The sequence below is a fragment of the Halomonas sp. hl-4 genome, assembly GCF_900215475.1.
In the GTDB taxonomy this organism is placed as follows: Bacteria; Pseudomonadota; Gammaproteobacteria; order Pseudomonadales; family Halomonadaceae; genus Vreelandella.
Genome location: NZ_LT907845.1, coordinates 1 through 16380, shown reverse-complemented (window position 1 = coordinate 16380; position 16380 = coordinate 1). Strand labels below are relative to the sequence as shown.

Here is a 16380-nt window from a genome sequence, read left to right as displayed (position 1 = left end):
ATATGACCCCCGTTCTTTTTTTTGATACCGAAACCACCGGCCTGCCCGACTGGAAATCCCCGAGCGACAGCGAACACCAGCCACACTTGGTGCAGATCGCCGCCATTCTGGCCGATGCCAATACCCGTCAAGAAATCGCCACGATGGACCTAATCATCAAGCCTGACGGCTGGGCGATTCCCGACGAAGTGGCCGAGATTCACGGTATCACCACCGAAAAAGCGCTGGCGGTAGGCGTTCCCGAACAACAAGCGCTTTCCACTTTCCTGGCGCTGCATGATCGGTGCACGCTTCGCGTCGCACACAACACCACGTTCGACAATCGCATCATCCGTATTGCGATGAAGCGCTTCGCGCCTGACGCCATCCCCGAAGAAGAATGGAAAGACCGCGAGCGTTATTACTGCACGCTCATAAACGCCCGCAAGCAATTTGGCGGCAAGGACGGCCACGCCCTGGGCGAACTCTATGAACGCCTGACGGGCAAGACGCTGGAAGACGCGCATAGCGCCATGGCCGACGCCCGCGCCTGCATGGAGGTGTACTGGCACTTACTCGACCACGAGGCGAAAGCCGCTTAACCCTCACTCACAGCGAGGCCCTAAGGGGCCTTTTATTTTGGAGGCCCCATGGCCAGCAACCGCGAATGGACAACGATAGAAGTCGCCACGCTGCGCCATGGCTATGAGCGCGGCCTGTCCGCCCAGTGCATCGGCGACATGCTGGGGCGCACCAAGGGCAGCGTCCACAGGATGGCCAGCAAGCTGGGCATTCGCAGCGCGCGCAGTGACCCCAGGGTGGCCGTTGAAGCGTTCCTAAAGCAGCAAGGAAAGCCGCTGAGCGAGGTCATCGACTGGTATCAGTCGAGGGCCCTGGCCCGCTGCGACTTGGCGGCCGACATCGGCATAGACGGCGCCACGCTCAAGCGGTTTATCCCGCCTGACGTGTGGCAATCGTGGCCGCATTACACAATCGGACGGCAGTTGGCCGCCGAGCAACGTAGAGCCTAACGCCCCGCATGGGGCTTTTTACTGTATGGGAGGTGGTGATGAATTGCGAATATGTGCAGCAGCACTATGGCGTGCCAGCAGAGGTCGGCCGTCGGGTTGTTATTAACGGCAAGGCCGGAGTGATTGCCGAGGATCGCGGGCACTACATCGGCGTGCTATTCGACGCCGACAAGCCTGGAAGCGTCTTGCCCTGTCATCCGACGTGGCGAGTTGATTACCAGGGTATGGGAAGCGTTCGGAAGATGACCCGCAGCCAGAAGCGTTATCGGCGCTACCTCGACATAGGTGATTGCTTCGATAGCTTTCTGGACTTTTGTCGCTATGACGACGAGCAGCACCTCAAGCATGACTAACCACCCCGCCACTGTGCGGGGTTCTTTTTGGAGGGAAGCGTGGCCGCTTACTACAACGAAATTGACCCCCAGGCCGCACAGTGGCTACGCATCCTGATTGCCGCTGGCCACATCGCGCCTGGCGACGTAGACGAACGCTCAATAGAGGATGTTACCCCCGATGACCTCGCTCACTACACGCAATGCCATTTCTTCGCCGGTGTCGGCGTCTGGTCCTACGCCCTACGTCGAGCAGGATGGCCAGATGACCTTCCTATATGGACCGGCAGTTGCCCCTGCCAGCCTTTCAGCGCGGCAGGCAAAAGCGGAGGGTTTGCTGACGAACGACATCTCTGGCCCGCGTTCTATTGGCTCATCAAGCAGTGCCGCCCTGCAAGCATCCTTGGAGAGCAAGTTGCAAGCAAGGCTACAGAACCGTGGTTCGACCTTGCACAAGCTGACCTGGAAGCCCTGGGTTACGCCTTCGGGTGTGTCCCGTTTCCGTCTGCGAGCGTCGGTGCGCCGATGCTCCGTGATCGAGCGTTCTGGGTGGCCGACGACAGCAGCACGGGACTATCGGAGCGAGTCAGCGACACCGGAATTCAACGCCAAGCGGGACGCGCACAGTCGGGGCAAGCCCCTGACCTACATAGCGACGTTCGCGGGATGGCCGACTCCGACGGTAGGCAACAGTCAGGGATCTCAGTCGTTCGAGGGGCTGAGCGCGACAGGGAAAACCCCGGACGGCAGAAAAGTCTCGGTCAGTCTGAACCACCTAGCGACGTTCGCTGGGTTGCCGACGCCCCTGACGTCGGATGCGATCAAGGGTGGTCTAGTATCGCCACGGAAGAACGGGATGGCGCTTCCGGAGACAACACCCCTAGCGGGCTGGCCAACGGCCAGGTCGGCCGACGGGGAGAAAAATGTACGGACGCTAGCCGGAAGCCTGTCGGAGATGGCTCGCAAAGGCAGCCCGAAAGACTTGGCACAAGCAGCGGCAATAGCGGGGCCGGCCCGACTAACGGCTACTGGCGAGATGTTGACTGGCTGTTCTGCCGAGATGGAAAGTGGCGGCCAGTTGAACCCGGCACATTCCCGTTGGCTAATGTCGCTGCCGAGCGAGTGGGACGAATGCAGCCCCGGCTATCAGGCCTGGGTTTCAGTGAATCAGATATTAAACGAATCCTTGGACGACGAAACACTACGCTCGCGGATGCAAGCCGCAATCGCGTTACGCGACTCAAAGGATACGGCAACGCCATCAACGCAGAAGCCGCGCAAGCCTTTATCGAAAGCTGGTTAGAGATATGAACCCCAACATCCCCAACGCCTTATGGGCCAAGCACGGCTACACCATAGAGCGACAACAACGCCGCACAGGCGGGCCGAAGGTACGCACCATCCGAAATCCAGCAGGCAAGCCGGTGCTCCACGATGCCAGTTACGACGCCGAGATGGCGTGGATTAAACGGCATCTTGAGCCTGATTTGCCCATCGTCGGCCCCGACCCCAAGCGCTACATCATTACCGGAGACACACCATGCTGATACCCGTACACCACGGCACGCCAGGCAGTGCCGAAGCCGCGGCGGATGAACTGCTCGACCCGCTCATTTGCCGCAATGACGACCTTGAATCTGAAAAGCGCGCCGTGCTGGCAGAAAACGACGCGCTCACGGCTGAAAACACCGACCTGCGCAAAGAGCTGGCCGAGCAGGCCCGGCAGTTGGCAACCATGAGGGCGGCGTGATGGACATCAACGATATTAAGCATCTGGCGACTGAGCGCATCTACCTGATACCCGATAGCAGCGAAGGCCAGCTTGGCTATGTCTGGTGCGACGATCCCGCACCAGGCTTTGATATGGACCCCAGCGAGGCCGTGGAGTACGTGCGCAAGGATGTTCACGACGACATCATTAAGCGGCAAGCGAGTTCCGCCAAAATTGGCATGAACGCGGCAAAAGCAGTTGCAGGTTCCTATTTGGAACAAGCCAAACGCATGTATGCCGAGTGCAGCCCCGAAGCCCTGGAAAGCGAGCGTGAAGCCAATGCGCAGCTAACGGAGCGCATCGCCCAGCTTGAGCAAGAGCGCGACACATTAGCTTATAGAAACACCGGGCTGATTCAGCAGTGCCGAGCAGCGGAAAGGCAGCGTGATGAACAGCTATCCAAGCTACGCGCTCTAAACCATGGCAGCACATCGGAAGCATGGCACTGGATGGGTAATGGAGAGGATCATCTTGAAAGCCTGGTTTGCCCTATCCTGATTTCAGCAGAAAATCTAAAAGCCATATTTAGCGACCGCGACGACTACCGCGCAGCCGAAGAGCTGCAGATCAATCTGCGAGAGAAGATGCAGGACGAGCGGGATGCGCTGGCGGCGCATGTGGAGCGGCTGCGAGCTGCTTTAAATTACTGCAGCGAATACCTGTACGGCAGCCATCTCAACACTATTGGCCATGGCTCAAAAGCTCATATGGAAATGGTGAGCGCTCTTGAGGAAACGCCTGCCACTAGTCTGGCCCTTTTGAATCAAGAGCCCGAAGCATGGATGTATCAGCACGAAGAAACTGGTCGCATAGGCTTTATCGAACAAGATGAGGTGGATCGTGGATTTGAGCGGAATAATCCACGGCTACAGCTGATTTGCCCGCTGTATCGCCGAAAAGCCGAACGGGGTGCGTGATATGCAGCTAACCGACCTACCCAACGCCAAGCGCATCGCCGCCCTGGTAAGGCGCAAGCCGCCACCTGATACGCCTCGCTGGCGATTATCGACACGACTGTTTAAAGACTATGGCCGCGATTAGCGGTTTTTTTATGCGAGGTATGTATGAAGCGAAAGCCAAGCGGTTTTGTAGCTAAGTGTCAATGCGGTCAATTCACTGGAGCTTTGAGCCTAGCGGGAATGGAAAACAAGGACGCAGGCAAGCTGCTAGGCAAGTGGCTTTACGACGGATGTACGGTTGAGCCGCGATTTGGTGGCACTTGGTCAGAGTCAATAAAGCCATGCTTATGCGAAAAAGCGGAGGTGAATCATGACTAGCACAGCATTGAGGTTTACCCGGACGACGCCAATATCGTTAACGTCAGCAACATGCGGCATCTTTGGGTATTGCCCGAGCAGCCAGCCTTTATGTGGAGAAAGCCATGAGCCAGCGAGAACGGTTTGAGGCGTGGGCAAAAGACGAAGGATACGTGCTGACAAAGCATAGCAGCCATGGCGGGTACTATTTCAGCGAAACCGCTAACGCGTGGCGCGGCTGGCAAGCCGCATGCCCTGAGGGCTGGCAAGCGGTGCCTAAGCTGGCAACTCAAGAAATAGAAAATTCAATAGCAAAGGCACGCAACCTTAAAGCCTGCGAAGCCTGGGAGGATGCGTTAGCCGCAGCACCTAAGCCGGAGGATGTATGAAGCGCTACAAGCATGCATCAGGGCTAGCGGTATCTATCGTCCTATTTTGGGCCATAGCATATCTATTTTTCGCCTACACATTCGCCGAACCAAACCCGATTCAGTGGCATGGCTTCTGGCGGTTTATGTTCGCCAGCGTGATTTCTATAATCCCTTTCGCAATTATTTTTAGGATTCTGAAATGAGCCCACGTAGCGCCTACCAAATAATGCGCCGCGCCTGGCCACCAGGTGCGCGCCGAATACTTGAGCGCGAATACACGCGATAACCGCCGCCACCAGGGCGGCTTTTTTGTGCCTGGAGGATTTATGTATTTATCAGCTGATGATCGTATGCGGTTTTTAAACCGCATCGAGGTTGACCAAGCTACTGGCTGTTGGGAATGGCAGGCAGGAAGAAACAAAGACGGCTATGGAAGGATGAAGGTGGGCAGCCGTGACGAGCTCGCTCACCGCGTTTCATACACGATCTATAAAGGCCCAATACCTCACGGCAAGATCGCTTGCCATTCATGCGACAACACGGGATGCGTGAATCCAGAACACTTATGGCTTGGGAGCAATGAAGATAACACGCAAGACATGATGAAAAAGGGACGTCATCGAAGTGCTGGCTCTCTGGGTTCTCGAAATCCAAGGTCTGTGCTTTCTGAAGCGGATGCCATAGAAGTTCTTGAGCTGATCGACCAAGGCCTGACCAATAAAGCGATTGCTGCCAAGTTCAGTGTTACTCACTCCACCATAAGCTGCATACGCCGCGGCAAAAGCTGGAAACACTTGCCCCGCAAAGCGGCTGCCTGATCAAGGAGAAAGCAATGCAAGCCGAAAAGACACACACCGTTCCTGAAAGCTGGGTTGATCCCCGCTTTGTTCAAATCACCCGCAAAGAGGCAGCGCGCATCCTCGGGCGAAGCCCTACCGAGTTCGACCGCATGCGTAAGTCTGACCCTGAATGCCCGCAGGGTTTCAAGACTGGCGCTGATCGCTCTTGCAGTGTACTGTTTCGCCTGTCAGACGTTTACGATTACAGCGCCATCCTGATGGATCGCTACTCAGGCAAAAACGCTTAATAGGCAGCGCCGTGTATCCTGACATGTATCCAGCAGTGGAATTGATGGGGCAAGCCACTGTTTTGCTTTAAAAGTTGGGTGCTGGCTCCGGGCACCACTTCCTGCAGTACCCCTCCAATATTGATTATATCCTAGCCATTATTAGCATCCTTGGATAATTCAGCCTCTGTTCATCGCCATCTGCCCGACACCGCGCTATCATGCCTGCCGTTACCCAATTAGTGATCAGCCACCGCTCATCACGTTGATTAGATGTTTAGGTTACGCCTGCTAAGGAGCACCCCATGACAACGCCCACCTCGGATATTTTGATCATCGGTGGCGGCGTTGCCGGTTTAACTCTTGCTTTAACGGTCGCCGACACGCACAGCGTGGCACTGATTCGTCCGGCTCAGGACGACAAAGGCGCTAGCCGCTGGGCACAAGGTGGGATTGCCGCCGTTCTTTCGCCCGACGATCATGTGGATGACCACGTCAACGACACCCTAATTGCCGGTGACGGCTTATGCGATGAGCAAGCAGTCCGCTTTACCGTCGAACACGGCCCTGAGGCTATTGCCTGGCTGATTGGTAGCGGCGTGCCCTTCACCCCCGACCATACGGCGAATGCACGTTACCCTTTCCATCTAACACGCGAAGGCGGTCACAACGCACGGCGTATCATTCACGCCGACGACGCTACCGGGCGCGCCGTGGTTGATACGCTGTTACAGCGTGTTTTGGCACACCCTAATATCAGCCAGTACCACCACCTTAGCGTGGTAGGCTTAATGCAAGATGAGCAAGGGGCATGTATAGGCGCTTATGCGCTTGACGAGCAACAGCAGTGGCATGCCCTAACTGCCCATCACACGGTGCTCGCAACAGGGGGCGCTAGCGGCCTCTACCAGCACACCACCACGCCCGCCCCCAGCAGTGGCGAAGGTATGATCATGGCGGCGGAATTGGGTGCCACCTTGATGAATCTAGAGTTTCAGCAGTTTCATCCCACCTGTCTTTACGACCCCGATGGCCCGGCGTTCCTGATTAGTGAAGCCGTGCGCGGCGAAGGCGGTTACTTGCTCAACGCGGTCGGCGAGCGCTTTATGCCAGCGCTGGACGCAAGAGCGGAGCTCGCTCCGCGCGATGTGGTAGCGCGCGCCATTGATGCCGAAATACAAGCGCAGACGCTGCCGCATGTATGGCTTGACGTCCGCCATTTAGGTGACGAGGCCATTCACCACCATTTCCCGACCATTCAGGCACACTGCGCATCGCGCGGTATCGATATTACCCAGCAACCCATTCCAGTTGTGCCCGCCGCCCACTATAGCTGTGGCGGCGTCGCGACGGATCTCACGGGAGCAACGGGGGTGCCCAGGCTATTCGCGATTGGCGAAACGGCCTGCACAGGGCTACACGGTGCCAACCGCATGGCCAGCAACTCGCTTCTGGAGTGCCTGGTATTTGCGCGTAGCTGCGCACAGGCGATTCAACGTGCCGCGCCCGGCACCGCGCAATACGACATCAAGTTACCCGCATTACCCGCCGCACATGGCATCATCGACACGCAGGTCGGTGCGCTGCGCCAGCAGACACGCGCCATTATGAGCCAGCATGTGGCCATTGTGAGAAGTACCGCGGGGCTCGCTACTGCCAGTGACCTACTCACTCAGATAGCTGGCACGCTTGCTGAACTGAGCGAACAGCAGATGACCGCCGAGGCTCAGCGTTTACAGCAGCTAATTAATCTCGCTCGATTAACGGTACTGGCGGCCCAGCAACGCCATGAGTCAAGGGGATTACACTACACAACGGACTGGCCTGGTCACGCTGAAAACAGCCAGCCTTCACGGCTAACACTCAATGATCTGAGCAAGCGCTAGCGTTAATAGAGGTGAGAATAAACGTTAACGGCCTGGCGAATGAAACAACCGACGTACCGCACGGTGCTCCTCAGGAGGCACGCTATCTGGCCAAAGCCACACGCGCTGCTGACCTACTTGCAGGCCTATCAGCCACGGCATTAGATAATCACAGTGCACTACCAATGCGTCATCGAGATCACCTTGCGGTAACAACCATCGACCCAGCGGCCCCTCAGCCTGGGGTAATAGATAAAGCATGCCGCTAGGAAGCTGCTTAAAACTACGCCACAAATATATCCCCCCGACTAAGACCACTAGCGCACCCGCCAGCCACCCCATGACGATCAAGCAAATCAAAGCAAGTCCAAGCAGTAGACCGCTTTGCAACGCCCACCAAAGCTTAGAGCGTACGATAGGCAGAATTATCGGTGTTTTCGGCATGTTCAACGATCATCTTAACGACGCGATGTAACGCTGGGTCTTCCGGCCATTCACGACGCATCAGCCAAACAAATAAATCCTGATCTTCTTCATCAATTAACTGATGAAACGCACGTTGATCATTTTCATCCAAATGGTCGTAGCGCTGTTCTAAAAAGGGGATCAACAGTAAATCCAGCTCCCACATACCTCGACGTGAGTGCCAATAAAGCCGCTTGCGGGTAATAGCGGCTGGGGATGTGTCATCGCTCAACGTTGGCCTCTCTTAGGTGAATAAATGGAATGAGAGGCCAGTATACCTAAGCCACAGGGTCGCGCCAGCGCCTAGCTTGTCCTATGCTATTACCGATTGTAGTACCTTGTTTTAGCTAAATTGTTTTATCCCCTATTGCGCAGTATGCTGAGACAGGTGGCAGATAGGTCGTATTGATCGGCCTTTAACGTCCGCAGGGAGCTAACCGATGACAAAATCTGAATTAATCGAACAAATTGCCATGCACCAACCCGAACTTTCGGCAAAAGAAGTTGAGACAGCGGTTCGCATCATTCTCGACGATATGACCGACGCACTGGCCAGTGGAGGGCGAGTCGAAATTCGTGGTTTTGGAAGTTTTTCGCTTCATTACCGTGAGCCACGTACCGGGCGCAATCCGAAAACCGGCGAACCCGTCGAGCTTGAAGGCAAATACGTCCCTCATTTCAAACCGGGTAAAGAATTACGCGAGCAGGTCGATGCCAGCCGCGCATTAGGGTATTAACACTCAAAAAGGCGTTAATACCGTATGCGAATCTTTAACCGGTTTTCATGCCTTCTTTGGATGACGCCGGGCAACGACTCGTACACAATGGTACTACCGTGAAAGCTACTGACTAGGAACCTCTCATGCGTTGGATTAAAGGGCTGATTCTGGCCATTATTTTGCTGGTGGTACTGCTTGTGGGCATTTTGTTTGCGGTCAACAACCAGCAAACCATTGCGCTCAATCTAATTTGGCTAGAACTACCTGCCATTTCGCTATCCGTCTGGCTGCTGGCGACATTAACCTTGGGTGTGTTGGTCGGCATGCTCGCCATGATGGGGGTGTATATTCGCCTCAAAGCCAAGTTGGCGCGCAGCGAACGTCACAGCAAACAACAACGCAAGGAACTTGACCAGCTGCGCACGCAGGAGTTTAAGGAACTGGCTTAAATGCTGGATATCGCGCTGCTGGGCGTTTTATTTGTCGCCATTGCGATAGGCTACGGGCTTGGCTTTCGTCAAGCGTCTCGGCGCTCACCCGAAACGACGCCTACCAATAGCGGCCTCTCCCGAGACTACTTCGTCGGGCTGAACTATCTGCTCAACGAGCAACCCGACGAAGCCATCAATACGTTTATCAATGCGCTGGACGTCAATAGCGATACCGTCGAGACCCACATCACCCTGGGTAGGCTATTTCGTTCGCGGGGTGAAGCCGACAAAGCCGTCAGCATTCATCAGAATCTGCTGGCACGCCCGGCGCTCTCCGATGCTACCAACGCGAAGGTACAACTGGAGCTTGCGCGCGATTTTGTGGCGCTGGGGGTTCATGACCGTGCTCAGCGACTGCTAAGAACGCTGCTCGACCAGGACCACGATAGCGAACTGCGCTACCCCGCTAAACGACTGCTGATCGATTTATTAGAGCGCGAAAAGGACTGGCAAAGCGCCTTTGACACCGCCGCTCCGCTATTTAAACAGTACCCCAACATACGCCGGGCGGCGGCCCATTGGCAGTGTGAGCTGGCTGAGATTGAGACCGCCAATGCCAGCCGGGCGTTGGCCAAACGCCATTTGAAAAAAGCCTTACAGCTCGACCCACAGTGCGTGCGCGCCAACTTAATACTCGCCGATCTCGATATGGATAACGGCAGTTATCCCCAGGCAATCAGTCGCTTAACGCGTATTCTGGACCAAGATATCGCTCATCTACCGACCATGCTGCCAGCGTTAAAGCGCGCCTATCAGCGCAACGACGATGTCGTCGGGCTTGAAACACATCTAAATCAACTGATTGAGGTCGCTCCCTACACCAGCTTAATCATCGAGCTAGGTGAGCTGGTTCATCATCGGGATGGAGTCGACCCTGCCATTAGCGTCACTGGCGAACTACTTAGCCGCGCCCCCAGTTTACGAGGGCTCAACTATCTGGTTGATCTGTATATTGAAAGCCAGCGCCTGCAGGGCAGGGACTCGCCGGATACGCGCCTGGTGCTGCTCAAATACCACACCGAAGCATTATTGAAGGACCGTCCTCGACATCGCTGCCTACGCTGCGGCTTTACCAGCGACGCCCTGCAATGGCAGTGCCCTACCTGTCGCTATTGGGGCACCATCAAACCGATTATCGGCGTAGAAGGCGAGTAGTGATCGCAGCACCGAATGGGTAACTTATAGCCGTACCCCCAGTTCTTTCTCGATAGCCATCAACGCGTCCATCGGGCTTTCTGCCTGGGTGACTGGGCGTCCCACCACTAAGTGCGTACTGCCTGCCTGTATCGCCTCACTGGGGCTCATAATGCGCTGCTGATCATTAGCGGCGGCGAACGCAGGCCGGATGCCTGGGGTCACTTTCAAGAACGCGTCGCCACACAGTGACGCAAGCTGAGCCGATTCCTGGGCGGAACACACCACGCCATGCAAACCACTTTGCTGGGCTAATTGAGCCAGCCGCGTTACATGTTCGCCAAGCGTTGAAGATACCCCGATCTCCGTCAGATCGTCGGCCTGCATGCTGGTTAGCACCGTGACGGCTATCAAGCGAGTCTCAAGGCGCTGCTGCTCTAACCGTTTAGCCGCCGCCTCCATCATCGCCCGGCCACCGCTGGCATGCACGTTGACCATCCACACCCCCTGCTCCGCCGCCGCTTCGACCGCGCTGGCCACGGTATTGGGGATATCATGGAATTTAAGGTCCAGAAATACCTCAAAGCCCCTCCCGTGCAATGCTTCCAGCACGGCCGGCCCGCTGCGGGTGAATAACTCTTTGCCAACTTTAAGCCGGCAGCGAGACGGATCCAACTGATCGGCCATACACAGCGCCGCATCCAGCGAAGGGTAATCAAGTGCGATAATCAGCGGTGATTCAGTAACAGCCATGCCAAGCTCCCCAAGTGTTTCGGCGCATTATATCAGTCACCCCGGCTCGCTATGTAAGCCTTTTGCCATACACACATGGCAAAAGGCTTACATGATGAATCGCTAATCTCCGACAGCATCGCTCAGAAATCCAGTTAAGGTGAAAGAGCGGGGGATTTCCCGTTAACCACAGGACGGATAACCAACATAAGGGGCTTGGAATGAAGCTATCACTGAAAGGATTATTTGCCGCATTACTCTTGAGCATCGGCATTGGGGTTGCCAGCAACGGCCTGGCCCAAGACATTGCCCCGATTAATATCAATAGCGCCGATACCGAACTGCTTGATGAGCTGCCGGGCATCGGCCCAAGCCGCGCTGAGGCAATTATTGAGGATCGCGAAGCGAACGGCGACTTCGAAAACGCCGAAGACCTGACCCGCGTCAGTGGCATTGGGCCAGCCACCGTTGACCGTATGCGCGACCAAATTACTGTTGAGGACTAAGCGCACGAGTGCAAACACCGCCTGATCGCGCTAGCGTATCGGGCGGTTCGCTATTTAAGGGGTCATTTCCCATAGCGCCATAAAATTATCGACCGGCATTGATGAAAGTGCAGCATGGTCATTGCACGCGAGCCTAATCGCCTCACAGCGGCGCGCGGGAAAACGGGTGGCAAGATGGCGCTGAAATTTCTCCATTAGCAGGTGCATGCCTTCGTCGCGGCGGCGGCGATGGCCCAGCGGATACTCCACTACTCTCTTCTCGGTGGCCGTACCATCATCAAAAAACACCTGCACAGCATTGGCAATCGAACGTTTATCAGGATCATGATAAGCGCTTGAATAATCAGAATCTTCTTCCACAACCATTTTTGCGCGAAGCTGATCAATCAGCGGGTGTCGCGCGTGAAAGTCATCTTCGTAGTGGTCAGCGGTTAATTCTCCCTGCATCAAGGGCACCGCCACCATGTACTGCAGGCAGTGATCACGGTCAGCAGGGTTAGCAAGCTGCCCGGTCTTGGAAATGATGCGAATAGCCGCTTCATGGGTGGTGATCACAATACGCTCGATAGATGCTAGGCGATCTTTAACCAGAGGGTGCAACGCCACCGCCGCTTCACAGGCGGTCTGGGCGTGAAATTCAGCGGGGAAAGCCACTTTGAATAAAATATTTTCCATCACGTAGCAGCCCAGCTCACGCTGGAAGTGGAGCTTACGCTCGCCCTCGGGCTTGAGACTGAGGTCTTTATTGCTATGGCTAAAGGAGACGTCGTAAAACCCCCATTGAGGCGCTGTCAAAGCACTGGGAATGCCCATTTCGCCGCGCATGGCGATGTCCGCCAGACGCACAGCGCGGGAGGTGGCATCCCCCGCTGCCCAGCTCTTCCGGGAGCCTGCATTGGGCGCATGACGATAGGTGCGCAGGCTTTGGCCATCTACCCAGGCGTGTGAGAGTGCCGAGAGCAACTGCTCACGGTCAGCGCCCATCAGCTTGGCGACAACGGCGGTGGAGGCCACTTTCACCAGCACCACGTGGTCAAGGCCCACGCGGTTGAAACTGTTATCCAGCGCTAAAACGCCCTGAATCTCATGGGCCATGATCATGGCATGCAGAACGTCGCCCATCACCAGAGGCGCAGCACCTTTGGCCACTCGCTTTTGGGAGAGATGGTCCGCAACGGCAAGAATCGCGCCCAGATTGTCAGAGGGGTGCCCCCACTCCGCAGCAAGCCAGGTATCGTTGTAATCAAGCCAGCGCACGATGGTACCGATATCCCAGGCTGCTTTTACCGGATCTAGCCGCAGCGAGGTACCCGGTACGCGGGCGCCATGCGGTACCACCGTGCCCTCAACTAGCGGGCCAAGGTGCTTGGTACATTCCGGGAAACGCAGTGCCAGCAACCCACAGCCCAGCGTATCCATCAAACAGTAGCGCGCCGTTGCCAGTGCTTCCTCTGAAGGCGCGCCAAAGTTGAGAACGTAATCCGCCAGAGTCTGAAGCTCTGCATCGTAGTCAGGACGCTCGTTGACGTCGGCGGTCTGCATGGCATTGCCCCCTAATGGTTTAGCGTATCGCCCGGGACGCGCACGGCTCCTTCCATCAACACCCGCGCACTGCGGCTCATTACGGCTTTATCAATTTGCCAGCGCCCTTCAATCAAGCTTGCCTGCGCGCCCACACGCAAACTGCCTGAAGGATGACCAAACGTTACCGCGTCGCGCTCCCCGCCACCCGCTGCCTCATTGACCAACGTACCGTTAATTGACGCTGCCGCGGCAATCGCCACGGCCGCTGTTCCCATCATCGCGTGGTGTAGCTTGCCCATTGAAAGCGCCCTTACTACCAGATCGATAGCTTTGCTGCTTACTGCTTTTCCACTAGAAGCAGTATAGCTGGCCGACGGTGCGACAAACGCTACTTTCGGCGTATGCTGGCGACTGGCCGCCTCATCTACGTGCTTAATCAGCCCCATGCGCACGGCGCCATGGGCACGGATAGTTTCAAACATGGCAAGCGCCTTGCTGTCGCCATTGATAGCATCCTGAAGCTCGGTACCGGTATAACCAATGTCGGCAGCGTTGATAAACACCGTAGGAATACCCGCGTTGATCAGCGTGGCTTTCAAAACGCCCACGCCCGGGACATCCAGGTCATCCACCAGGTTGCCGGTGGGGAAGATGGCCCCTTCGCCATCGGCCGGGTCCATAAAGGCCACCGGGATTTCTGCAGCGGGGAACGTCACGCCGTCGAGCTCAAAGTCACCGGTCTCCTGCACCTCCCCGTTGCTAATTGGCACCCGTGACACAATGGTTTTCTGGATATTGACCTGCCAGATGCGCACCTCGACCACACCGTTTTCCGGGATGCGCCCAGGATCAACGAGGCCGTTGGTAATCGCAAAGGGACCCACCGCCGCGGAAAGATTGCCGCAGTTGCCGCTCCAATCCACAAAGGGCTTATCGATGGAGACCTGGCCAAATAAATAATCAACGTCGTGTTCCGACGATTCACTTTTCGACAGAATCACCGTTTTACTGGTGCTGGACGTTGCCGCGCCCATGCCGTCGATTTGCTTTTCGTAAGGGTCGGGGCTGCCAATCACCCGCAGCAGCAGCTGATCTCGCGCTTTGCCGGGCCGCTGGGCGGCATCGGGCAAATCACTGAGTTTAAAAAACACACCCTTACTGGTGCCGCCACGCATATAGGTGGCGGGGATTTTGAGTTGGGGGCCATAAGGCATTTGATGTTATCTCCAGCTAGGCAGCGGTGGATTCAAGAAAGTCCTGGGCGAACCGCTGCAACACACCGCCGGCGGTGTAAATCGACACCTCCTCGGCGGTATCCAGACGACAAATCACCGGCACACGCTCGGCACTACCACTTTGGCGATGGATTACCAGCGTGAGCTTGGCCCCCGGCTGCGGCGCCCCCTCTACATCGTAAATTTCGGTGCCGTCCAACGCCAATGTGTGCCGCGTTGTACCCTCTTCGAACTGCAGCGGCATCACGCCCATGCCGATCAAATTGGTGCGGTGAATACGCTCGAAGCCTTCGGCCACAATGGTTTCGACCCCGGCCAGCGCAACGCCTTTGGCCGCCCAGTCACGAGAGGACCCTTGACCGTAGTCGGCACCGGCGATAATGATCAACGGCTGCTTGCGGGCCATGTAGGTTTCGATTGCCTCCCACATCCGCGTGACCTTACCCTCGGGCTCAACGCGGGCCAGCGACCCTTGCACCACCTTGCCCTGCTCGTCGTGGACCATTTCGTTAAACAACTTAGGATTGGCCAACGTAGCGCGCTGGGCGGTTAAATGGTCGCCCCGGTGGGTGGCGTAGGAGTTAAAGTCCTCCTCGGGCAGGCCCATCTTGTCCAGATATTCTCCCGCCGCGCTATTCAACTGAATCGCGTTAGAAGGCGAAAGGTGATCAGTGGTGATGTTGTCCGGCAGAATCGCCAGCGGGCGCATACCCTTCAAACCGCGCTCTTTAGCCATATTGCCTTCCCAGTAGGGCGGGCGACGAATATAGGTGCTCTGGGGGCGCCACTCATACAGTGGGCTAACCAGGGTTCGCGCCGCCTTCTGCAGGTCGAACATCGGGATATAGGTATCGCGAAACTGCTCGGGTTTTACCGACGATTTCACAATCGCGTCGATCTCGCTGTCGTCAGGCCATATATCTTTCAAAGTGACCGGGTTGCCCTGGGCATCGTGCCCTAAAATATCCTTTTCGATATCAAAGCGGATCGTACCGGCAATGGCGTAAGCCACCACCAGCGGTGGCGAGGCCAGAAACGCCTGCTTGGCGTGGGGGTGAATACGCCCGTCGAAGTTGCGGTTACCCGACAACACCGCCGTAGCGTATAAATCGCGCTCGATTATCTCTTCCTGAATCTTCGGCTCCAGCGCACCGGACATGCCATTGCAGGTGGTGCACGCGTAGGCCACCACGCCAAAGCCCAGGTCTTCCAGCTCGCCCATCAAGCCAGCTTCTTCCAGATACATCTTGACGGTTTTTGAGCCAGGCGCCAGCGAGGACTTGACCCAAGGTTTGCGGGTTAAACCCAGCCTGTTGGCGTTACGGGCAATCAACCCCGCCGCCACCATATTGCGCGGGTTGGAGGTATTGGTGCAGCTGGTGATGGCGGCGATAATCACCGCGCCGTCGGGCATCCGGCCAGCTTTCTCTTCTGCTCGGGCTTTATCCATATCCCCCGCGATACCGTTTTTGGCAAGCTCTGAAGTGGGTAAGTGGGCGTGGGGGTTGGATGGCCCGGCCAGGGTGCGCGTTACGCTTGACAGATCAAACGTCAGCACCCGCTCGTACTCGGCCGTGGTCAGGCTATCGGCCCACAAGCCAGTATGCTTGGCATAGGCTTCAACCAACGCCACCTGCTCGTCTTCGCGACCGGTGAGCTTGAGATAGTCGATGGTTTGGCTATCGATATAAAACATCGCTGCCGTGGCGCCGTACTCTGGCGTCATGTTGGAGATCGTTGCGCGGTCGCCCACGGTTAGCGCATCGGCACCTTCACCGTAAAACTCCAGGTAGGCGCCGACCACACGCTCCTTGCGTAAAAACTCGGTAATCGCCAGCACCATATCGGTACCGGTAATGCCCGGCTGTAGTTTGCCGGTAAGTTCCACGCCGACGATATCCGG

Annotated in this window: 23 protein-coding genes; 17 read left to right on the top strand and 6 right to left on the bottom strand. The window is 56.5% G+C overall.

Annotated elements, in window-relative coordinates; all coding sequences use genetic code 11:
- The first annotated feature begins 2 nt into the window (after positions 1-2).
- The 13 genes from CPH17_RS00115 to nadB all read left to right on the top strand — a co-directional run bounded on the left by CPH17_RS00115 (position 3) and on the right by nadB (position 7692).
- Positions 3-581, top strand: coding sequence for a 3'-5' exonuclease (locus CPH17_RS00115; RefSeq protein WP_096297678.1), 579 nt, complete (start codon positions 3-5; stop codon positions 579-581).
- Between the two features lie 48 nt (positions 582-629).
- Positions 630-1010, top strand: a complete 381-nt coding sequence (locus tag CPH17_RS00110; protein WP_096297676.1) for a hypothetical protein — start codon at positions 630-632, stop codon at positions 1008-1010.
- Positions 1011-1048: 38 nt separating this feature from the next.
- Complete coding sequence (locus tag CPH17_RS00105; protein ID WP_197703502.1) at positions 1049-1363, top strand: hypothetical protein; 315 nt, start codon at positions 1049-1051, stop codon at positions 1361-1363.
- Positions 1364-1402: 39 nt separating this feature from the next.
- Positions 1403-2653: a DNA cytosine methyltransferase gene (locus tag CPH17_RS00100; RefSeq protein WP_096297672.1), complete on the top strand. Its 1251-nt coding sequence runs from the start codon at positions 1403-1405 to the stop codon at positions 2651-2653.
- The gene (locus CPH17_RS00095; protein WP_096297670.1) at positions 2650-2889 is read left to right on the top strand and encodes a hypothetical protein; all 240 of its coding nucleotides are present in this window, start codon (positions 2650-2652) and stop codon (positions 2887-2889) included. Before CPH17_RS00100 ends, CPH17_RS00095 begins: the two co-directional genes overlap by 4 nt.
- Complete coding sequence (locus tag CPH17_RS00090; RefSeq protein ID WP_096297668.1) at positions 2883-3092, top strand: hypothetical protein; 210 nt, start codon at positions 2883-2885, stop codon at positions 3090-3092. The genes CPH17_RS00095 and CPH17_RS00090 overlap by 7 nt, the downstream gene beginning before the upstream one ends.
- The gene (locus tag CPH17_RS00085; RefSeq protein WP_157742923.1) at positions 3089-4030 is read left to right on the top strand and encodes a hypothetical protein; all 942 of its coding nucleotides are present in this window, start codon (positions 3089-3091) and stop codon (positions 4028-4030) included. The genes CPH17_RS00090 and CPH17_RS00085 overlap by 4 nt, the downstream gene beginning before the upstream one ends.
- A gap of 1 nt (position 4031) precedes the next feature.
- Positions 4032-4154: a hypothetical protein gene (locus tag CPH17_RS20340; protein ID WP_269457716.1), complete on the top strand. Its 123-nt coding sequence runs from the start codon at positions 4032-4034 to the stop codon at positions 4152-4154.
- Positions 4155-4396: 242 nt separating this feature from the next.
- Positions 4397-4498, top strand: coding sequence for a DUF7694 domain-containing protein (locus tag CPH17_RS20455; RefSeq protein WP_441316779.1), 102 nt, complete (start codon positions 4397-4399; stop codon positions 4496-4498).
- Entirely contained in the window at positions 4495-4758 is a 264-nt protein-coding gene (locus CPH17_RS00075; protein WP_096297662.1) for a hypothetical protein, read from the top strand. The genes CPH17_RS20455 and CPH17_RS00075 overlap by 4 nt, the downstream gene beginning before the upstream one ends.
- Positions 4759-5003: 245 nt before the next feature.
- Entirely contained in the window at positions 5004-5558 is a 555-nt protein-coding gene (locus CPH17_RS00065; RefSeq protein ID WP_157742922.1) for an HNH endonuclease, read from the top strand.
- Between the two features lie 14 nt (positions 5559-5572).
- Positions 5573-5827 carry a hypothetical protein gene (locus CPH17_RS00060; protein WP_096297656.1) on the top strand — a complete coding sequence of 85 codons (255 nt, stop codon included), beginning with the start codon at positions 5573-5575 and terminating at the stop codon, positions 5825-5827.
- A gap of 284 nt (positions 5828-6111) precedes the next feature.
- Positions 6112-7692 (top strand): L-aspartate oxidase, encoded by a 1581-nt coding sequence (nadB, locus tag CPH17_RS00055; protein ID WP_096297654.1) that lies wholly within the window; start codon positions 6112-6114, stop codon positions 7690-7692.
- 24 nt (positions 7693-7716) lie between these two features.
- On the opposite strand, the gene CPH17_RS00050 is transcribed toward nadB, so the two are convergent.
- Together CPH17_RS00050 and CPH17_RS00045 are read right to left on the bottom strand one after the other, a co-directional pair.
- Complete coding sequence (locus CPH17_RS00050) at positions 7717-8115, bottom strand: hypothetical protein (RefSeq protein ID WP_231898054.1); 399 nt, start codon at positions 8113-8115, stop codon at positions 7717-7719.
- On the bottom strand, positions 8075-8368 hold the full coding sequence (locus tag CPH17_RS00045) for an FAD assembly factor SdhE (RefSeq protein ID WP_096297652.1): 294 nt from the start codon (positions 8366-8368) through the stop codon (positions 8075-8077). The genes CPH17_RS00050 and CPH17_RS00045 overlap by 41 nt, the downstream gene beginning before the upstream one ends.
- 208 nt (positions 8369-8576) lie before the next feature.
- Between CPH17_RS00045 and CPH17_RS00040 the strand changes: the two genes are divergently transcribed.
- From CPH17_RS00040 to lapB, 3 genes are all read left to right on the top strand, one after another.
- Positions 8577-8873 (top strand): integration host factor subunit beta, encoded by a 297-nt coding sequence (locus CPH17_RS00040; protein ID WP_074395919.1) that lies wholly within the window; start codon positions 8577-8579, stop codon positions 8871-8873.
- Positions 8874-8998: 125 nt separating this feature from the next.
- On the top strand, positions 8999-9304 hold the full coding sequence (locus tag CPH17_RS00035) for a lipopolysaccharide assembly protein LapA domain-containing protein (RefSeq protein ID WP_074395918.1): 306 nt from the start codon (positions 8999-9001) through the stop codon (positions 9302-9304).
- Positions 9305-10501, top strand: coding sequence for a lipopolysaccharide assembly protein LapB (gene lapB / locus CPH17_RS00030; protein ID WP_074395917.1), 1197 nt, complete (start codon positions 9305-9307; stop codon positions 10499-10501).
- A 24-nt stretch (positions 10502-10525) separates the two neighbouring features.
- Here lapB and pyrF read toward each other — a convergent pair whose 3' ends face one another.
- Complete coding sequence (gene pyrF, locus CPH17_RS00025) at positions 10526-11233, bottom strand: orotidine-5'-phosphate decarboxylase (protein ID WP_074395916.1); 708 nt, start codon at positions 11231-11233, stop codon at positions 10526-10528.
- A gap of 200 nt (positions 11234-11433) precedes the next feature.
- Here pyrF and CPH17_RS00020 point away from each other — a divergent pair, with 200 nt between their 5' ends.
- A complete protein-coding gene (locus CPH17_RS00020) occupies positions 11434-11718 on the top strand; it encodes a ComEA family DNA-binding protein (RefSeq protein ID WP_074395915.1) in 285 nt (94 codons plus the stop codon).
- A gap of 54 nt (positions 11719-11772) precedes the next feature.
- Here CPH17_RS00020 and CPH17_RS00015 read toward each other — a convergent pair whose 3' ends face one another.
- The 3 genes from CPH17_RS00015 to acnA form a co-directional block, all read right to left on the bottom strand.
- Entirely contained in the window at positions 11773-13260 is a 1488-nt protein-coding gene (locus tag CPH17_RS00015; protein WP_074395914.1) for a bifunctional 2-methylcitrate dehydratase/aconitate hydratase, read from the bottom strand.
- A gap of 11 nt (positions 13261-13271) precedes the next feature.
- The gene (prpF, locus tag CPH17_RS00010; RefSeq protein ID WP_074395913.1) at positions 13272-14456 is read right to left on the bottom strand and encodes a 2-methylaconitate cis-trans isomerase PrpF; all 1185 of its coding nucleotides are present in this window, start codon (positions 14454-14456) and stop codon (positions 13272-13274) included.
- 16 nt (positions 14457-14472) lie between these two features.
- Positions 14473-16380, bottom strand: a 1908-nt coding sequence (acnA, locus tag CPH17_RS00005; RefSeq protein ID WP_096297649.1) for an aconitate hydratase AcnA, incomplete at its 5' end; no start/stop codon positions are given.